The sequence below is a fragment of the Flavobacterium sp. P1_E4 genome, from assembly GCF_056405915.1.
In genome coordinates this window covers 317,135-336,713 of the sequence record NZ_JBFUBE010000001.1, presented here as the reverse complement: position 1 = coordinate 336,713, position 19,579 = coordinate 317,135, and the positions used below count along the sequence as shown (strand labels likewise).

The window sequence follows — 19,579 nt, the reverse complement described above, 5'->3', positions numbered from 1 at the left end:
TAAAAATCCCAATCCTGAAATTTCAGTATTGGGATTTTTTAGTTTTATGGATTTGCTATTTATTCTTTTTATTTCTATGATTTAATATTAAAAAAAGTGGATAGGAAATTATCGTGATGATTACTATAATTACAAAGTTTTTGGTGTCACTATAAACGAAGCCAATCAATAATCCGAATGTTGCCGTAATAGCGATTATAGTTGACCAAGGATACCACCTAGAGCGATATGGTCTGAGTAAATTGGGTTCTTTAGTCCTTAATTTTATTAGCGAGCAATAAGCTAATCCCCAAACAATAACGGACATGAATGTTCCAAATGAAAATAATACCTCAAATGAACCGATGATAATTAGTAGCAAACTAAATAGGGAAGAAATTAAAAGTGCTATTATTGGAGTGCCACCTTTGTTGATAGTTGTTCCTTTTTGAAAGAAAAAGCCATCTCGGCTCAAACCATACAATATTCTTGCAGGTATCATCATATAGGCATTTAGAATACTGATCAAAGATAATATGGCGATAACGGTTACTATAATGGCTCCTTTATCACCAAAAACTACTTTGGATACATCTGCAGCTGCCAAATGTGAATTGGCCAATGATGCAACTGGTAAGACATGAAAAAAAGCAATATTGATTAATACATAAATTAGTATCACGAGTATGGATCCAGTATATAATGATTTAGGAATATTTTTACTTGGGTTTTTATCTTCTTCGGCAAAAAAGCAAACAGCATACCAACCGTCATAAGTACCGATTATGAGTTGAAGTGATTTGAAAAAGCCAAACAAAATTCCTATCTCAAAAAAAGTACTGTTTTTTTCGATGGGATTTAATTTTACTCCCGAATACATGAAGCAAGCCACAATTAATATCACAAAACAAATGACTTTAATTAAACTGGTTATTTGCTGAATCAGACTCCCATTTTTTACCCCACTGATATGTATAAGGGCAAATCCAATTAAAAGGGCAATAGCAATTATTGTTGAGTAACTTTCCAAATTGGGAAATAAAATAACAATGTATTCACTAATTACAATACAATAAAATGCGGGTGGAACCACATTGGTTATATAATCAAACCAACCCGATATAAAACCTGCATAATCTCCAAAAGCTCTTTTGATATAATTGTATGAACCACCTGCTTTTGGTAACATTGTTGCTAGTTCGGCATAGGAATTGGCGCCAATTAAAATATATATTCCTCCAAAAATCCAACAGGTAATTATAAGCCAATAATTATTCAGCATCCCTGCAATAGCACCCGGAGTGCGTAGAATACCTACGCCAATTGTACCACCAATTAAAACAGCAATATTAAAACTTAATCCGAGACTTTTTTTTAATTGGTTCTTCTTGGTGTCTGTCATGCTTTTGTCGTTACATTAGGGATTGATAGGTTATAATTAATGAGATATTATCAAATGTAGTTAAAATAGACTTCCTTTTTACAAAACAAAAAACCCCGTCTATTTCTAAACGAGGTTTGTAAGTTTATTATAAGTGGAATTTCTATCCGAACAAAATTAAGAATAATAATGGGAATACAACTCCAGCCACTGCCAGTTTCCAGCCACGATTTTTCCAGCTAAATTTCCCTGCTTTAATCATAATAGTTCCTGTTAAGGCAATAGTGATTAAACTCAAAGCAAAAATATCAGAATAGTAAATCCAAAAATTAGAATTGTTTTTATGTAATTTCATCGCTTGACTAATGATTGGGGTTTTGATAAAAGAAACAATTTCGCCTTTACCGGTTTTCATGTCAATTTCTACATCGTGATTTTCAAATGACATTTTGAAGGTTCCTTTTTTGGTCATTTGACGTCTAAACTTATCATCAATACCTAATTTTTTTCCTAAATCTTCAGCAAAGTCATCGTTGATTTTACTTTCAGCTGGGAGTTTTACTTCAATGGCTTTTGTTTCGGTACTGTATTTTTCTGGATGCCAAGATTCTCGGTGGTTCATCATTAAACCTGAAAAGGCGAAAGATACAATAAGACCAATATAAAAATAGCCTAAATCACGGTGTAAGTTTCTGAAATTAATTTTCTTCATAAGAATTCAAAATTTGTTTTTAAATGGAATATACAAATTAAAGCTGTATTTGTAAAAGTTAGACGCTTTCTATAGCAAAAGGTTTAATTTTTAAAATGCATAATTTAAAGTTACAGCATAATTTCTAGGGGCAATTGGATTTACGCTATTATCATCGTGAACATTATAGCTCAAAGCATTAAAGATATTACTCAATTTAGCTCTAATTGTGATTTGCTTGAATTGGTATCCAACTGTCGCATCCGATTGGAAATACTCTGGTAATTTTACCGGTTTTCTTGGATCTGTTGGTGTAGTAAGATTTGTAGAACGCCCTGCATATCGAACACCAACGTAAGAATTGATCAATCCTAAATTTAATCCTTTTAGTTTTCCGTCTTCAAAATGATAATTGAAATTCAAGTTGGCCGTATTTTTAGGCATGTATAAAATTTGACTTCCCACGATATAAATATTGCTATCGGTGTATTTTATTTCGTTAAAACTATAACCACCTAGTATAGATAATCCCTTTACAGGATTCGCAACCAAATCAATTTCTACTCCTTGACTTTTTGTACCACCAGCCAATTCTTTGTAAGTAGCATCAATCAATGAGGTTTGGGCTAAGTTGTTATTCTCAATTTGGTAAACAGTTGCATTTGCAAATAGGCGTCCATCCCAAAACTCATTTTTTATACCAACTTCATATTGTTTGATTGTTGATGGAGCCAAAGCTTCTTTGGTGAAATAATCCAATCCTGCATTTGGTACAAATGAAGTGGAATAGCTGGCAAAAATTGAATGGTCCTTATTAGGTTGTAAAATTAAGCCTAAACGTGGAGAAAAAGCATCGTCAATTTGTTTTGAAATTATTCTTTTTTCAGCGACTGGTTTTGGGTTTACAACAGGATAAGTATAAACATCACTTGTTGTTTCCTGATAACTGTATCGTAATCCTGCCAGTGCTTTGACATATTTGTTGATACTAATTAAATCTTGAGCAAATATGCCAATTCGCTGAACTGGAGCTTTGGTTAATGTAACTTTATCCATTGTTGGAATGTCATTTCTTGCTGTCGATAAATCGGTAGTAAAAATATTTATGGTATCGTATTCGTTTTTATATGATTTCAAAGGATTTTTATATGTTGAAGCCAAGGTTTCTGTTTTGTATTTGTCTTGGTCTGCACCAAAAAGTACTTGATGATTGATGTTCCAAGTTTGGAATTTTCCTTTTGCATTCAGCTCTTGCAACCAGTAGTTGTCCTTTGCCTCCGAGCGTTGCAAGCCCATTGTCCAATCTCCGTTATCTTTCATTGAAGTAATTGGGGAGTTTGGTCTTGTATTGGCAAACAAATCGGTTTCGTAAAATCTATTGGAATTAATAAATGATAAGTCCCAATTTTCAGACAATTGGTGTCTCAATGTAGCGGTCAAAGAAGCTTGTTCTGATTGGATTTTACCCCATAAAACTCCAACAAAACGGCTTCTTGGTAAATCAACCAATTCATAGTTGATAATTCCTGCTCCAAAATCGGGAGTTCTAATGTCTTTTATATAGTCTGCTTCTACCAAAAGAGAAGTTTTATCATTGAAATTTACTAAAAATGAAGGATTTACATATTTAGTTTCTGAGCTTACCCCAATTCTAAAGCTATTGGCTTGGGTGTTGGCACCATTCATACGGAACGCTACTTTTTTACTATTTCCTATTGGCCCAAAAACGTCAAAAGTGGTTTTATATAAGTCGAAACTTCCGATTCCTACAGATACATCAGCACCAAAATCGAATTTCGGTTTTTTGGTAACCAAATTCAAAACCCCACCCGCAGTAACGTTTCCAAATAATATTGCCGCACTTCCTTTCAAGAATTCTGCTTTTTCAATTCCACTCATTTCGGTCGGCATTCCATTAAAATAACGAACACCATTTTTGAATGTATTAGAACTCCCCATTGCATATCCTCGAGAAGCAATTTCTTCTTGATAACCACCGGAATTTCCCATGATATAAACTCCGTTGGTGTTTTTTAACAAATCAGACATGGTAGTGATTTGTTGGTTTTCTAATGTTTTCTGAGTGATTACTTGTACGCTTTGTGGTAAGTCCATTGGTTTGATTCCAGACTTTCCAACACTAACCGGATTTTTTCTTTGATTAGCTGTTACAATAACTTCTTTCAGTACTTGTCCTTTTCTGTTTTTAACAGTATCGGTGGTAGATTTTATTGAATCAGAAGAAAAATAATATAAATCATTATTGTTAGTATTGCTTGCTATTTCTTGAGCTTGACTGTTGAAACAGAATAATATAAAAGTTAAAGGAAGTAAAATATATTTCATGTTGTTTATTTGGAATAATTAAAAATAACGATGCAAATATAAATACACATTTTCGATTCGACAAACTTATTTAGACTAAATATGAATAATATTTTAAAATAATTTTAACAATCTTGAATGTCAGTATTTTGCATAAAGAAATCTTGCTTTTTTAGAGCAAAATCATTAATAGGAAACGATTTTTTTTATAGAACTTCTTAATTGATTAATGGATTTTTTTTGGCTTTCTTATTTCGTCCCCACCAAATATAAAATCCAGATATAGGAAGAGTCGCAATGAGTAAGCTGATTAAAAAAGCAAATATTTTTCCAGCAAGTCCGAAAACCGCTCCGGTGTGGAGATCATAATTCATGCGCATTAATTTATCGGCTGTGTTTGCATTTCCATATTTACCGAAAATGTGTTTTACCTCTTTTTCTTCCAAAGTATATTGGTCAAAATAACGATAATCAGTTTTCCAAAAAGTTCCTTCTTCTGGATTGGCATTGGCTGCAATAGCTGTGCTGTCATTCTCTGGAGGATGTACTTCAATAGACTTTGCCGTTGGATATTCTTTTTGCATTAGGACCCAAATTTTATCCACATGCTTTTCTATAGTCATATTAGATTTTTTTGAAATAGGATCTTCATATATCAATGATTTTTCTCCGCCAGTTACAGTGTAATAAGAGTAAGCAAACCATTGGAAACCCCAAACTAAACCAGTAATCGCAAAAATAAGCGCAATCAGAAGGATATAAAATCCAGTGATATTATGCAAATCATAGTTTTTGCGTTTCCACTTTGTAGTTTCTTTCCATTTGAAACTAAAGCGTTGTTTAGTCGCATTTTTGTTTCGAGGATACCAAAGATATAGTCCAGAAAGCAGGAGTGTCAGAAACACTAATGTGAACGAAGCAACAACTGGCTGTCCGATTTCGGGCGGCAGCCAAAGATAGAAATGCCCATCCAAAATAAATCTGAAAAATCCGTCTTCCATATTAGCCGTTTCCAGTACTTTGCCCGAATAGGGATTTAGGTAAACGATATAATAATAAGTGGGTTCGTAATGGAAAAATATAGCTTCTGCCGATTTTTCGGTTCCATTGTATTTGATGGCGTGTAAGGCCTTGCCTGGAAGTTCTTTTTTGGCAATTTCTTCCAATTGAGAAGGAGGGAGGAAGGGTTTGTTTTCTTTTTCTACAAAACGGTATTCCTCGGTAATATTTTGTATTTCTTCCTGAAAAGCATACAAACAACCCGTAATGGCAATTATAAATACAATAATCCCCGAAGATAATCCGAGCCATAAATGTAGTTGCCCAATCAGTTTTTTTAAGCTATTTTTTTTCATTAAAAAAGGATAAAACTCCCCACCTTAATGAGGAGTTTAGTTAAAAGCAATATAAATAATTTAAAATTTATAACTTACAGTTACTCTTGCATTGGTACCTGCCTCAGCTTGCCAGTAATACATATCGGTATAGCTGTAATATCCTCCAGAATACAAGTATTTGTTAAGTATGTTGTTAACAATAAGGTTTATGTATACTTTCTTGATTTGATATGTTACACCACCATCCAAACGGAAATAATCAGGTAGTGAAGTTGTGTTATCAGGTGAAATATACCAAGGAGCTCTTCCTACCTGATATTGGTATCCTAATGAAAGACCCAATCCGTTAAATAAGCCATTATCTATTTTGTAATTTAACCAAGTATTTTGAATATGCTTTGTACTTCCTGGAATTTGATTCCCTACCATATTTGGGTCGGTATCTTTGGTTGTTTTTCCTTCTGTGAAAGCATAATTTACAACAACATCTAAGTTTTTAAAGATTTCTCCTCTAATGTCAACTTCAAAACCTTTTACTTTTTGCTGGCCGCCTTCTTTGCTATATTGCTTGCCTGGACCAATTGGAAGATCTGGATCAATAGGACTATTTGGGTCATTTGGGTCAATCGGATTAGGCTTTGTAGAATGTTCAGCATCTAATGTAAGTACATTGTTTGTAGTGATTTGATAGACTGCGAACGTAGAATTCCATTTTCCGTTTAACCAGTCTCTTTTGAAACCTAATTCCTCGTTTGTTCCTGTTTGAGGACTAAAGCTTTTTCCTTGCCAATCACTTCCGTAATTTTCTGTAAAAGATTCATCTCGTACAGAATATGCAGATGTGTTTTTGTCAAATGAATAACTCAAACCAACACGAGGCGTGAATTTTTTATTTGTTGAGCTTCCTGAATATACATCTCCAGCTTTTAGTATAGTATATCGTCCTGCCCATGTTAAACGAAGTGTATTGTCTAAGAATCCTAATTCATCTTGGGCATAAAATCCTTTATAGTTATTATAATATTTTACGCCTCTGTCTTCCATGTCTTTGCTTCTGTCAAATTTTGGAGAAGCTGGTATACCATGCACAGGATTATAAATGTCTAAATCGGGTAACGCAAAATATTGTGACCAGTCATGATAATAGGTTTTATCACTTGTGTCAAATCCTGCTAATATTTTGTGTGAAACAGTTCCAGTTTGAGCCTGACCATTTACATAAGCTTGTCCAACATATATTTTTCCTAAAATATCCCAGTTTCCACCAGCTCTTTTAAGGATTGCATCATTGTTAGGATCAAAACCAGCTGGCCACAAAGACATTCCTTCTTGTTCGTAATTTAAGTATGAACCTTGGGCGGTAATTTTCCATTTGTCATTTATGCTATGTTCAAAAATTCCTAAAAGACTTCTTTCCAGCATTTGTGTAGGATCTAATTCTTTCTCTGATGTAGTAAAGCTTCTTGGTAATTCTTCGTAACCGTGTTTGGCATAAACATAGTTACTACCAATTGCGTTTACTTTAGAAAATTGTTGTGTATATTCAAGTGTTACAGAAGTTTTGTCTGTAAATAAATATTTTAATACAGGTGCAAAAGTATAGCGGTCATTAAAATCAAAATCACGATATCTATCTTTGGTTTCTCCCATCGCATTGAAACGGTACAAGAGTTTTCCGTTTTTAGTTAATTTACCGTCAAAATCGACTGTACCTCTATACATTCCATAACTACCCAACGACAAACTTGCTTCTCCTTTGTTTCTTCCACTTGGTTTTTTAGTTACCACATTATAAAAACCACTTGGGTTTCCGTTTGATAGCATAAATCCTGCTGGACCTTTTACAAATTCGATTCGCTCTACCATACTCATGTCTTCCGTTAACGGACCCCAAGTTGTACTCACGTTCATACCATTTCTGAAAGCAGCAACTTGGCTACCTCTCATCGTAATATTGGCATAATTATCCCAATGCTCTACACGTGTAGCTCCACTCACGTTACGGGTTACACCTTCAAGCATGTTGTTAATTTGTTGATCTTGAATTAGTTTTCCTGTTACAACTTGTATGTTCTGCGGGATTTCTATAATAGGAGATTGCAAACGAAGTGAAGAAGAAACACGGTTGGTTTTAAAAACACTTTTGTTACTTAAAACAACCACTTGGTTCAATTCATTATTTGATAAAGAAAGATTGATATCTAAGGTTGCAGTTTCACCATCCACAATTGTTACGTTTTGTTGGACATCATTGTTACCAACTAGTGTTACTATTATTGTATAGCTACCAGCTGGTATGCTTTTGATTGTAAAAACACCGTTATTGTCGGCGATGGTTGTCCTGTTTAATTCTTTTACAGTAACTGAAACTCCTTCTGCAGGTTTATTGTCATTGGTTTGAACGGTTCCTTTTAGGCTTCCTGCACTTTGGGCAAAAGTGGTAGCTGTGGAAAGGATAAATAGACATAAGAGCAATTTAAATAGGGGTAATTGTTGATTCAAATATTTCATAGATTAAGATATAAAGTTTTTAAAATTTATTATCCTTATTTAGAATAAATAAGAATAAAGCAAATGTAAAAATTATACTTAATTTAATAGTATTTATTTAGATTAATTATAAATAAATATTTTAAGTCAATGATATAGTAGGTTTTAGAGCATAAAAAAACCTTGCTGTTTTATAGCAAGGTTGGTTTTTAGTAAGATAAAAGTTGTTATTTTACTATTGAATCTTTTTTCATTCCGAATTTTTCGGAGCTTGGTTTTCCCAATTGGACTCCAGAAATAGATGTGACAAGGCTGTCTTTGTTAATTAGTGTATAGGTTATTTTTTGTGGATAGTCATGTTTTGGGTTTTCAAAAACCAATTGTTTTTGGGTTTTAGTTGTGAGTTTAAATGCAACAGCTTTGTTCTCGTTTTGTCCTTTTACGGTGGCGTTATAGAATAAGTCTTCTCCTTTTTGCTGTAATACTATGGATTCAAAATGCAAAGTGTCCTTGCCCTTGATGAAAAAGGATTCGGCTTGAAAAGTACTGTCGTTTAGTTGCTTCCAATTCTCGGAAAGATCACCATCAGCTGTTTTAGTACTCCATTTTCCCAGTAACCAGTTGGCCGTTTTTATTTGGTCTTTCTCGGTTGCTTCAGAGTTTTTACAGGAAACTATAGCTAACAAAAGCAGTAAAAGAGTTGTTTTTTGAAACATTTGCGTAAATATTTGGTGTTATTTTGAATGAGCTAATTTATGAAAAAATAGAGTTCGCACAAAGGATGTCCACAATATTGTCATCCTGACGAAGGAAGGATCTCCACTATAATAATTCCTTATTAACTATTATGTTTTGAAAATTCTTATTTGTAGAGTGAATCATTTTTTGATTTGGATTGACGAGTTACTTGTGGGGTTCCCTCGTACCTCGGGATGACAATATTGCGGATTTAGATTCTGGAAAAATGATTTTAAAAAAAATAAATTTTGTGTATTTGGTGCTTACATTTTTATAGCTGTCCAGTTGCTATCAAACGCTTTCATTCAAAATAGAATAAACCAGTTCTTTGGTAGGCTTTTGATCTTTAAGTTTTTCCCTAACCACATCAAATGTCACTTTAAAATCACAACCTAATTTATAATCACCACAACCGTAGGCGGTTTTTCCTTTCAAGACTGTTCCTTTTTTACATTTCGGACAGGCCAATGAATCCGACGCTGGTTTTTCCGCTTTCTCGATTGTTTTCTTTGGTTCTAATATCAGTTTGAAATTTTCATCGAAGCGGAGTAAACCTTCCACAGCTCCAGAATCGGTTTTAAAGTCTTTCAAATTTACGGTTGAGCCTTTTTGAAGCAATCGTAAATATTGATTCTCTGATATTTTTTTCTCCGCAAAAGTATAAGGCAATACAAAATGACAGCCCGCTTTATAGTCGGCGCATCCATAAGCGGATTTTCCTTTTACGAGCGTTGCTTTTTTGCATTTCGGACAGACTTCTGCTAAAATTCCTGCCGCTTTCTTTTTTTCAACCGCAACTTCTTGTTTTTGAATACTTCCAGCATGCGAAATATTGGCACGCCTGGTTTCGCTTCGGACTTCATAGACCAAAGCTTCTACCATGCGTTTCATATTGATGATAAACGCACCGGCAGTATAAGTCCCTTTTTCAATGTCTTTCAATTGCTTTTCCCAAGACCCCGTGAGTTCAGCCGACTTTATTAATTCATTTTGAATGGTGTCAATCAGTTGAATTCCCGTTGGTGTTGGTAATACCTGTTTTTTGTTTCGAACGATGTATTGGCGTTTGAAAAGCGTTTCAATAATATTGGCTCGTGTTGACGGACGCCCAATACCGTTTTCTTTCATCAATTCTCGTAAATCTTCATCATCGACTTGCTTGCCTGCGGTTTCCATAGCGCGCAATAAGGTAGCTTCCGTAAACTGATTGGGCGGTTTGGTTTCTTTTTCTAAAAAGGAAGGTACGTGCGTGCCTTTTTCGCCTACGACAAAACTTGGCAATATATCGGCTTCTTTTTCTTTGGCATTTGGGTCTTCAAAAACTACGCGAAATCCTTTTTTTAAGATTTCTTTTCCTGTGGTTTTGAATAGTACATCAGCCGCTTTTCCGATGACTGTGGTATTGGCTACCAAACAATCGTCATAGAACACGGCAATAAAACGTTTTACAATTATATCATACACTTGTTGCTGATTGTATTGCAAATTGCTTTGCACTCCCGTAGGAATGATCGCGTGGTGATCGGTTACTTTTTTATCGTTGAAAACCTTGGGTGATTTTTTAATCTTTTTTTCTAAAAGAGGTTGTGTCAGCTCAAAATAATTGGTTAGTTTTTGCAAAATTCCAGGCACTTTTGGGTAGATATCGTTTGGCAAAAATGTGGTGTCTACTCTCGGGTAAGTCACTACTTTTTGTTCGTATAAAGTTTGAACAATTTTAAGCGTTTCATCTGCTGAAAATCCAAATTTTGTATTACAATAGACTTGTAAACCTGTTAAATCAAATAGTTTAGGAGCATATTCATTGCCATTCTTTTTATCAACGGAAACAATTTCAAACTCGCTTTCCTTGACTTTATTGGCCAAAATTTCCCCATCTTCTTTTTTCAAGAAGCGCCCTTCCTCATAGCTGAAAAGCGTTTCTCTGTATAAAGTCTGCAATTCCCAATAGGGTTGAGGTTTGAAATTCTCAATTTCTTTGAATCGGTCAACTACCATTGCCAGTGTTGGGGTTTGTACTCTTCCAATAGACAAAACTTGTTTGTACCCACCGTGTTTTACGGTATACAAACGGGTGGCATTCATACCGAGTAACCAGTCGCCAATGGCTCTGGAAAATCCGGCATAATATAAATTATCGTAGTTAGCGGATGGTTTCAGGTTTTCAAAACCCTCTTTGATGGCTTCGGTGGTTAGGGACGAAATCCATAAGCGTTGTACTTCACCTTTATAATTGGCTTCATTCATTACCCAACGCTGAATGAGTTCCCCTTCTTGTCCAGCATCCCCGCAGTTTATGACCAATTCTGCTTTGTCAAATAGACCTTTTACAATTCTAAATTGTTTTTGAATTCCCGAATTTTGGACCACTTTGGTCTCAAATTTTTCGGGAAGCATAGGCAGGTTGTTCAAATCCCAACTTTTCCAATTGGGTTTGTAATCGTTAGGTTCTTTTAAGGTACATAAATGTCCAAAGGTATAAGTAACCTGATAGCCATTACCTTCGAAATATCCATCGTGCTTGGTATTGGCTCCCAAAACGGATGCGATTTCGCGTGCTACACTTGGTTTTTCGGCAATACAGACCTTCATTTTCTACTACTGATTTGAAGGCGCAAATTAGGAATTTAGAAATTGGTATTGAAATGAAATTTTAAGATTGTGGGTTTAGTTGCTAAGTAACTGAGGCTCTATGATTCTAAGCTTTTTAATCTAGCAAAGGCGCAGAGACGCAAAGAAATTGGTTCTGGACTTTGCGTGTCTGTTTCTTTGTGTGAAAAAATATTATTTAACTTAGAGATATTTATGAGGGTAGCGTTCGTTTGTTAATTCGTAGAAATTAACTTTCTGTCCGCAGGTCTGAAATACCAAGAAAGAATTATGAAAATGGTCTGAAAAAGTGGCCCGAATATTGCTTTTCCGGCATCACCCATAAATAGATGTGATAGTAGCGCACCAGTCATCAAAAAAAAGAAACCCGCATAAGCCCATTCTTTTAATAATTTGAAGTTAGGAATTAAAATGGCTATAACACCAAGAATTTTCCATACGCCAATGATGTACATGAAATATAAGGGATAACCAACATGTGTAATTAATTCATCCATTTCTTTTACATGAAAAAGTTGAGATATGCCGCTTCCTAACATTCCAAAAGACAAAAGGGCTGTGGAAATCCAATAAATTATTTTGTTTGTGTTTTTCATTTTTATGCTATTTTAAGTTATTTACTATTTCTTGTAAACGGTTATGTGCCATATTGATGCCTTGCGAAAATGGCAATTTCAATAATTGGTCTCGGACTGCAACACTTTCAAAAATGGTGTGAATGATTATTTTACTGGTGTTGTCAGTGATTTTTTCAAATTGATGAATTTCGAGCTGTACTCCAAAAGAAGCGGTTTCCATTTCAAAGGTTCGCGTGATTCTTTGATTTTGAATAAACTCATGAATTGTACCATTGGCACGAAACACCACATTTCCCTGATGTTTTGTTTCAAATTGGTAGCTGCCGTGTTTTTGATTATCATACTTAAGCACATTTGTTCCCATCCATTGTTCAACAAGTTCGGGTTCAGAATAGGCTTTGAAAAGCAACTCCAACGGTAAATCAAACTCCCTTGTTATCGTTAAGTCCTGTTTACCTTCTTCGGCAGTGACTTTAGTTTTTGCTTCCATTTTATTTTATTTTTTTGATTTGTATTCTTTCATGATTGCCTCTAATTTATTGAATCGATCGTCCCACAGTTTTCGAAAGGGTTCAATGAATACATCGACTTCTTTCATTTTTTGGGGATTAATATGATAATAAATTTCTCTGCCTTTTTGTTCTTGTTTCAATAATTCACACTCGGTAAGTATTTGCAAGTGCTTTGAAACAGTAGGTCTTGCTGTGTCGAAGTTTGAGGCTATTGCGCCTGCTGTCATTGATTGAGCAGTAACCAATAATAAAATGGATCTTCTTGTTGGATCTGCTATGGCCTGGAAAACATCTCTTCTTAAATTCATTGTGTAGTTATTTGACTTCAAATATACATGTAGTTATTTGACTACGCAATTATTTTAACTTTTTTGTAAAAAAAATAATGTGCAATACAAGGTGTTAATTTAAAAATCGTGTGGTCTATTTTTAATCTACCTTGGCTAGTCTTTGCTCGGGTGCTTCGTGTTCAGCAAGAACTTTGATTGTGGAATGGTTTTACTTTCTCAGCGAGTGTGGTAGAGATTGGAGACGTCACAGAACTGGTTAAATTTGAAAATATTACACGCAAATAAATTATATGCAATTAAAATTTAACCTCTAAAATATTTTTTTATTTTTGTCAAAAATGTGTTAATATCAAATTTAAAGTATTGAAACAGTTTATTTATTGTGATTGATATTTAAGAATTCAGAATATTTTTAAAGAGCCATACCTTGTTTTAAACTGTTGTCCATTTGATTTTTTTTAACTTAAAACAGATATATAAATGAAAAAAAACTTTACTCTTCTCATTATTTCAATAATTGGTTTTTCTTGTTTGGCACAAACGCCTGAACTTGTAAAAGAAGTGCCTAATCCTGCACAGTTTACCTCGTTTAAGAATCAAACTTTTTTTGTTTCTGATAGAGATGTAATTTGGGTTACCGACGGAACTACTAATGGTACTCATACATTGGGAAATATCAGTTCTGCTTATACTCCTTATCCTTTTTTTGTTGGTGAATATAAAGAAAGACTATATTTTACAATAAATGATGGGACAAATGGAACGGAATTATGGAGTACTGATGGTACAGAAGCAGGTACAAAAATGTTGAAAGATATCAATCCTTCTGGTGATTCGAACCCAAGGGGGTTTACGGTAGCTGGAACTAATCTCTATTTTACGGCATATGATCCTATAAACGGCAGAGAATGGTGGGTTTCAGACGGAACAACGGAAGGTACACATTTAACTACTAATACAAATACTACAGCACCTACAAGTGGTGAGCTCAATGATCCAGGATTTAAACAAGTATGTACTCTAGGTAATTCAATTGTTTTTTCCCGCTTAATAAACAATGAAGATGTTTTCGTTTTTATTAGTGATGAAAATAGTGCAACAAATTTGACAGAGCAGTTTAACCCACTGTATTATAAGTCTCAAAATGCATCGAAAATGATTTCTTATAACAATAAGGTGTATTTTAATTTTAAAAATGGCAATGAAGGAGATGAACTGTTTGTAACGGATGGTACTATTGCAGGAACAAAAATGCTGGAATTTGTTGTAGGTGAGAATAGCTTTTTTCCTGAGCAGTTTTTCCTTTTCAAAGACAAACTTTGTTTTGCAGGATATACCACAGGTACTGGATGTTGTACCAATTTATACATTTCTGATGGTACAGTGGAAGGGGCCACAAACTTGAATGTAACTGTTGTAGGTTTAACAAATATTGAATCAGCTCCAAACTATGTTATTGCCAACGATAAAATTTATTTTTCTGGTAGAGATGATGCAAATGGGTATGAACTTTGGCAGTCAGATGGTACACCCGAAGGTACTGTAATGATAAAAGATATTTATCCAGGGACGAGCAATAGTTCACCTGGTGACTTTGCATTTTGTAACAATAAAATTTATTTTACTGCCCAGGATGGAACCAATGAAACTCAACCCTGGGTTTCCGATGGCACAGCTGAAGGAACCACTATGATTAAAAATATTTATAGTGGTAGATATGGTAGTTATGTTAATAACTTTACAGAACTAGATGGTAAAGTTTATTTTACTGCCCGCACTGGCTTTAATGATTTTCATCTTTTTGAAACCGATGGGACAGAAGTTGGTACTAAAATTATTGAACCTGTAGATGCAACCAATTTTAGCAGTCAATTGGGAGATTCCGGATCTACAGTTAGTTATGCTACTCCTATAAAAGTAACCAACGGAATAATTTATTTCAGTGCTGATTATCATAATAATGGCAGAAATTTATATCGCCTTGGAGGGAGTAATCTGGCAGTAAATCATTTTGATAGTTTAAAAGAGCATGTGTTTGCTTTTCCAAATCCATCTAATGGAATTTTAGAATTACAATTCGATAATATTCAAGTGGAAAAAGGAACTGTAGAAGTATACAATATGCTTGGTGAAAAAATGTATAGTGCTTCCAATGTTAATCAACAAAACAAAATTGATCTCTCACAATTGTCTAGAGGAGTCTATTTCTTAAAGATATATGACGGAACAAAATACTACAACCAAAAAATTATTATTCAATAACAGAGTTCTTATTTCTTTTAAGTTGATCTAGTTCAGACAAGTCTCATTCCTTACATCTTTTATTGTTATAAAGTCCTTAATAGTTCTAACATATAAATAAAAGCAAGGGATGACACTTTGTTCAACGAAGGGACATTACATCTAGTACATCATTGCATTAATCCCCGCTCCTCGAAGTCTATCGACTTCGAACTCTTTTTAAGAGTTGTTTTARAACGTAAATCTACCAAAAGGCTCCTGATTTTTTTCGTGACTATCTTATGAATTCAATGTTTTTTTTTGAAAGTTTCTCAATAACCTTACAATAGTTACGAAAAAAGTCGGGAGACTTTTAAGATGTTTACGATATTTAATGACTTTCAAAAAAAAAACGCAAAGGCGGGAGACTTTGCGGAGTGGGTATATGATTCTAAAAATATTCACAGAAAAAGTAGGGAGACTTTTCGGGGCATTTCACACTTTCAAATAATACTTTGTTGAATGAGGCGATAAAAATTAAACAAGGCCACCCATTTTTGAGTAGCCAAGTATAAAAAAATATTATTTAGTTAATTCTTCAAAAACATAACCTATATACCAAATGGATCTAATAATGTTTTGGGGTTTTGTATTTTCAAAAGTAAATTCTTTTTATGCAACCATTTTACGGGAAACAGTAATTGCTGTTTTTTAGCACAAAATTCCTAGCCCTGATAAAAGTGACATCCTTTTTATCTCGGCTTTTGGGACGAGATAAAAAGATATAGCGGATAGCAGGAATAAGCTCCTGAAAAATGAAAATTGCCTCTAAATTATCTTAATCATATTCTGATTGCTGTAAATTGTAAACTGAATACTTTTTTTGTACTTTTGCACTCCGAACTGAAAGAATGTTTTTTAGAAAATAAAAAGTGGATATCTTAGGTTCGATTAGCCTTTTGGCAAAAATAAATAGACAAGAAATAAAGAAATATACAGATGTTAGATAGACTTCAATATGTAAAACAGCGATTTGATGAGATTTCGGATTTGATTATTCAACCGGATGTAATTGCTGATCAAAAACGGTATGTGCTGCTTAACCAAGAATACAAAAGTATAAAAAACTTGGTTGAAAAGCGTGAAGAATATATTTTGGTATTGGCCAATATAGAGGAAGCCAACGAAATTATTGCCGACGGTAGTGATGCCGATATGGTGGAAATGGCCAAAATGCAACTTGACGAAGCAAAAGAAAGATTACCGCAACTGGAAGATGAGATTAAATTTATGCTAATTCCAAAAGATCCAGAAGATGCGAAAAATGTAATGGTAGAGATTCGTGCTGGTACAGGTGGGGACGAAGCCAGTATTTTTGCAGGTGATTTGTTCCGTATGTACACTAAATACTGTGAAGGGCAAGGATGGAGAACATCGGTTGTGGATATGAACGAAGGTACTTCGGGTGGTTTCAAAGAGGTGATTTTTGAGGTTACTGGAGAGGATGTTTATGGAACTTTGAAGTTTGAGGCTGGAGTCCACCGTGTGCAGCGTGTTCCACAAACGGAAACTCAAGGACGCGTGCATACATCGGCAGCAACGGTTATGGTGCTTCCGGAAGCGGAGGAATTTGACGTTCAAATCGATATGAATGATGTTCGTGTGGATTTCTTCTGTTCGTCAGGACCTGGAGGACAATCGGTAAATACTACGAAATCTGCAGTACGTTTGACGCACATTCCAACTGGATTGGTGGCACAATGTCAAGATCAAAAATCACAACACAAGAATAAAGATAAAGCTTTGACGGTTTTGCGTTCTCGTTTATACGAAATGGAATTAGCCAAAAAACAAGCTGAAGATGCTACCAAACGTACATCCCAAGTAAGTTCTGGTGACCGTTCGGCTAAGATTCGTACTTACAATTATGCTCAAGGGCGTGTGACTGATCACCGTGTTGGGTTGACATTATATGATTTGGGTAACATCATGAATGGTGACATCCAGAAAATTGTAGACGAGCTAGCATTAGTTAACAATATGGAAAAACTAAAAGAAGCAAGCGAAGTTTTCTAAAACTCACCATGTTTGTTTTACAAACACTTAATTGGATAGAACTAATTAAGTGTTTTTTTTGTGTTGTTCCCAGTTTAAATGAATTAAAATCTTATTAAAACAATCATAATATTATTATTAACCTTAAACCAATTTGATGAAAAAATCATTACTACTTTTAGTTGTTCTATTTTCGATTGCACAAGCAAATGCTCAGTCTTATATGGGATATTTCCCGGATAATTATGCAGGTGTGCAGGGAGTACTTTTTAATCCAGCCTCTATTGTTGACTCTCGTTTTAAAACAGATGTTAATATATTTTCGACCAGTAGCTCTTTAAACAATGATTACTACGGTCTAAGTTTATTTGATTTATCGAAAAGTTCTTATGATGTAAATAAGGAAGGGAAAAGAACACCAACTAAAAATAATGGCGGAATTGTATATTCTGATGTAATGGGACCTTCATTTATGTTTAATATAGCTCCAAAACATGCGATAGCTATTTATACTAGAGCCAGAGCTGTCATAAATGCCAATGATATAAATGGAACATTATACGATCAATTGAAAGATGGTTTGGATGATGCATCCAGTTTTAATATTAATGTTGGAAATCCAAATGTAGTGGGACATACTTGGGGGGAAGTAGGGGCATCTTACGCTGCTGTTTTATGGCAAAGTAAACAACATTTTCTAAAAGGTGGTTTTACAGCCAAATATTTAATTGGAGGTGCAAATTCTTATATTAATGGAGAAAATGCCACAGCTGTTTTTATCCAGACTAACGATCCTACAACAAGTAGCTTGATAACTACAGGGACCCTTACTATTGGAAGTAATCCAGATTTTATTACTGGAGATGAGGATTTTAAATTTGACCCTAATTCAAGAGGATATGGTGCTGATTTTGGTTTGATTTATGAGTGGAGACCAGATTATGAGTCTTATGATTTGGACAAAGCCAAAGCAGCTGATAATAACTTTAGAGACTTGAATAAATATAAATTGCGTTTTGGATTATCTATTACAGATATCGGATCTATTAAATACAATAATTTAAGAGAGGATTTCTATAATATTAATGGTGTGGTTACTCAACAGGATATTGATGATGCCGAAGACTTTGGTGATTTTCTGGAAACTCATTATGGAACGCCTACAACAAGATATTTTTCCAAAAAAGCCAATTTGCCTACGGTAATGCATGTTGATGCCGATTGGAATATGTATAAGAAATTCTATTTGAACTTAAATGGAAATCTTAGTTTAGTAGATAAGTCAGCTCTAGGGAAAACGAGTTCAGCAAATACTTGGATTTTGACACCACGTTATGAAACAAGATGGTTTACATTCTCTCTACCTATAAATTATATGGAATATAGTGGAATGCAAGTTGGTACTGGATTACGTTTTGGACCTCTGTTTGTTGGTTCTAGTTCTTTAATTACTAATGTATTTTCTAAAGAATCAAAAGCTGCGGATGTTTATTTTGGTTTCAAAATACCGGTATATGAAAAGAAATTTAAAGACACAGATGAGGATGGAATCTTAGATAAAGATGATTCTTGTCCAACTGTTGCGGGCCCTGTTGAAAATAAAGGTTGTCCATGGCCAGACACTGATGCGGATACTGTGGTTGATAAAGATGATAAATGCCCTACGGTTGCAGGTCCAGTAGAAAACAAAGGTTGTCCATGGGGAGATGAAGATAAAGATACAGTTTTGGATAATGTTGACACTTGTCCAACTGTTGCAGGTCCTATTGAAAACAAAGGTTGCCCTTGGCCAGATACTGATGGAGATTCAGTGTTGGATAAAGAGGATAAATGTCCAAACGAAAAAGGATTGGTTGCCAATGGAGGTTGTCCTGAGCTTGATGCAGATAAAGATGGTGTGACAGATAAAGAGGATGCTTGTCCTACTGTTGCTGGACCAGCAAGTAATAAAGGTTGTCCTGAAGTAACCCAAGAAGCGCTAAAAGAACTTAAAGTTCAAGCAAGAGCAGTGTTTTTTGTAACTGGGAAAGCGGTTTTGCAAAACGCTGATAAAGGGCAAACTGATGGAAGATTGGATGCAATTAAAGAAATTATCAAAAACTATCCAAATGCTAAATTCTCTATTGAAGGGCATACGGATAATGTAGGTAATCCTAAAGCGAATCAAAAACTTTCTGAGGCTAGAGCCAAAGTGGTTATGGATGCTTTAATTGCAAAAGGTGTTAATCCAGAAAATTTAACGTATAAAGGATTTGGAGCTACGAAACCTGTTGCCAGTAATAAAACGGCAAAAGGAAGAGCCGAAAACAGAAGAACTGAAGTGATACACGTAGGGAGTATATACGAAGGGAAATTATAATTTTTAATTCTAAA

The 19,579-nt window shown here is 34.5% G+C and carries 13 protein-coding genes; 3 read left to right on the top strand and 10 right to left on the bottom strand.

The annotated features are described in order from the left end of the window. Positions 1-55: 55 nt before the first annotated feature. The 10 genes from AC1DY0_RS01395 to AC1DY0_RS01350 form a co-directional block, all read right to left on the bottom strand. Positions 56-1,381 carry an APC family permease gene (locus AC1DY0_RS01395; RefSeq protein WP_477186899.1) on the bottom strand — a complete coding sequence of 442 codons (1,326 nt, stop codon included), beginning with the start codon at positions 1,379-1,381 and terminating at the stop codon, positions 56-58. A 142-nt stretch (positions 1,382-1,523) separates the two neighbouring features. Further along, positions 1,524-2,072, bottom strand: coding sequence for a PepSY-associated TM helix domain-containing protein (locus tag AC1DY0_RS01390; protein WP_477186898.1), 549 nt, complete (start codon positions 2,070-2,072; stop codon positions 1,524-1,526). A 90-nt stretch (positions 2,073-2,162) separates the two neighbouring features. Continuing rightward, positions 2,163-4,397, bottom strand: coding sequence for a TonB-dependent siderophore receptor (locus AC1DY0_RS01385; RefSeq protein WP_477186897.1), 2,235 nt, complete (start codon positions 4,395-4,397; stop codon positions 2,163-2,165). A gap of 197 nt (positions 4,398-4,594) precedes the next feature. Next, positions 4,595-5,731 carry a PepSY-associated TM helix domain-containing protein gene (locus AC1DY0_RS01380; protein WP_477186896.1) on the bottom strand — a complete coding sequence of 379 codons (1,137 nt, stop codon included), beginning with the start codon at positions 5,729-5,731 and terminating at the stop codon, positions 4,595-4,597. A 60-nt stretch (positions 5,732-5,791) separates the two neighbouring features. Beyond that, positions 5,792-8,224 carry a TonB-dependent receptor domain-containing protein gene (locus AC1DY0_RS01375; protein ID WP_477186895.1) on the bottom strand — a complete coding sequence of 811 codons (2,433 nt, stop codon included), beginning with the start codon at positions 8,222-8,224 and terminating at the stop codon, positions 5,792-5,794. A gap of 206 nt (positions 8,225-8,430) precedes the next feature. Then, positions 8,431-8,919 (bottom strand): DUF6265 family protein, encoded by a 489-nt coding sequence (locus tag AC1DY0_RS01370; protein ID WP_477186894.1) that lies wholly within the window; start codon positions 8,917-8,919, stop codon positions 8,431-8,433. 313 nt (positions 8,920-9,232) lie between these two features. Further along, positions 9,233-11,533, bottom strand: a complete 2,301-nt coding sequence (locus tag AC1DY0_RS01365; protein ID WP_477186893.1) for a DNA topoisomerase 3 — start codon at positions 11,531-11,533, stop codon at positions 9,233-9,235. A 233-nt stretch (positions 11,534-11,766) separates the two neighbouring features. Then, complete coding sequence (locus tag AC1DY0_RS01360) at positions 11,767-12,147, bottom strand: DoxX family protein (protein ID WP_477186892.1); 381 nt, start codon at positions 12,145-12,147, stop codon at positions 11,767-11,769. Positions 12,148-12,154: 7 nt separating this feature from the next. Next, positions 12,155-12,619 carry an SRPBCC family protein gene (locus tag AC1DY0_RS01355; protein WP_477186891.1) on the bottom strand — a complete coding sequence of 155 codons (465 nt, stop codon included), beginning with the start codon at positions 12,617-12,619 and terminating at the stop codon, positions 12,155-12,157. A 6-nt stretch (positions 12,620-12,625) separates the two neighbouring features. Then, on the bottom strand, positions 12,626-12,949 hold the full coding sequence (locus tag AC1DY0_RS01350; RefSeq protein ID WP_477186890.1) for an ArsR/SmtB family transcription factor: 324 nt from the start codon (positions 12,947-12,949) through the stop codon (positions 12,626-12,628). A 462-nt stretch (positions 12,950-13,411) separates the two neighbouring features. Between AC1DY0_RS01350 and AC1DY0_RS01345 the strand changes: the two genes are divergently transcribed. The 3 genes from AC1DY0_RS01345 (at position 13,412) to AC1DY0_RS01335 (ending at position 19,565) form a co-directional block, all read left to right on the top strand. After that, positions 13,412-15,193 (top strand): ELWxxDGT repeat protein, encoded by a 1,782-nt coding sequence (locus AC1DY0_RS01345; RefSeq protein WP_477186889.1) that lies wholly within the window; start codon positions 13,412-13,414, stop codon positions 15,191-15,193. 957 nt (positions 15,194-16,150) lie between these two features. Next, positions 16,151-17,227 (top strand): peptide chain release factor 1, encoded by a 1,077-nt coding sequence (gene prfA / locus AC1DY0_RS01340; RefSeq protein ID WP_116795805.1) that lies wholly within the window; start codon positions 16,151-16,153, stop codon positions 17,225-17,227. Positions 17,228-17,363: 136 nt separating this feature from the next. Beyond that, positions 17,364-19,565: a DUF5723 family protein gene (locus tag AC1DY0_RS01335; RefSeq protein ID WP_477186888.1), complete on the top strand. Its 2,202-nt coding sequence runs from the start codon at positions 17,364-17,366 to the stop codon at positions 19,563-19,565. The last annotated feature ends 14 nt before the right edge of the window (positions 19,566-19,579 follow it).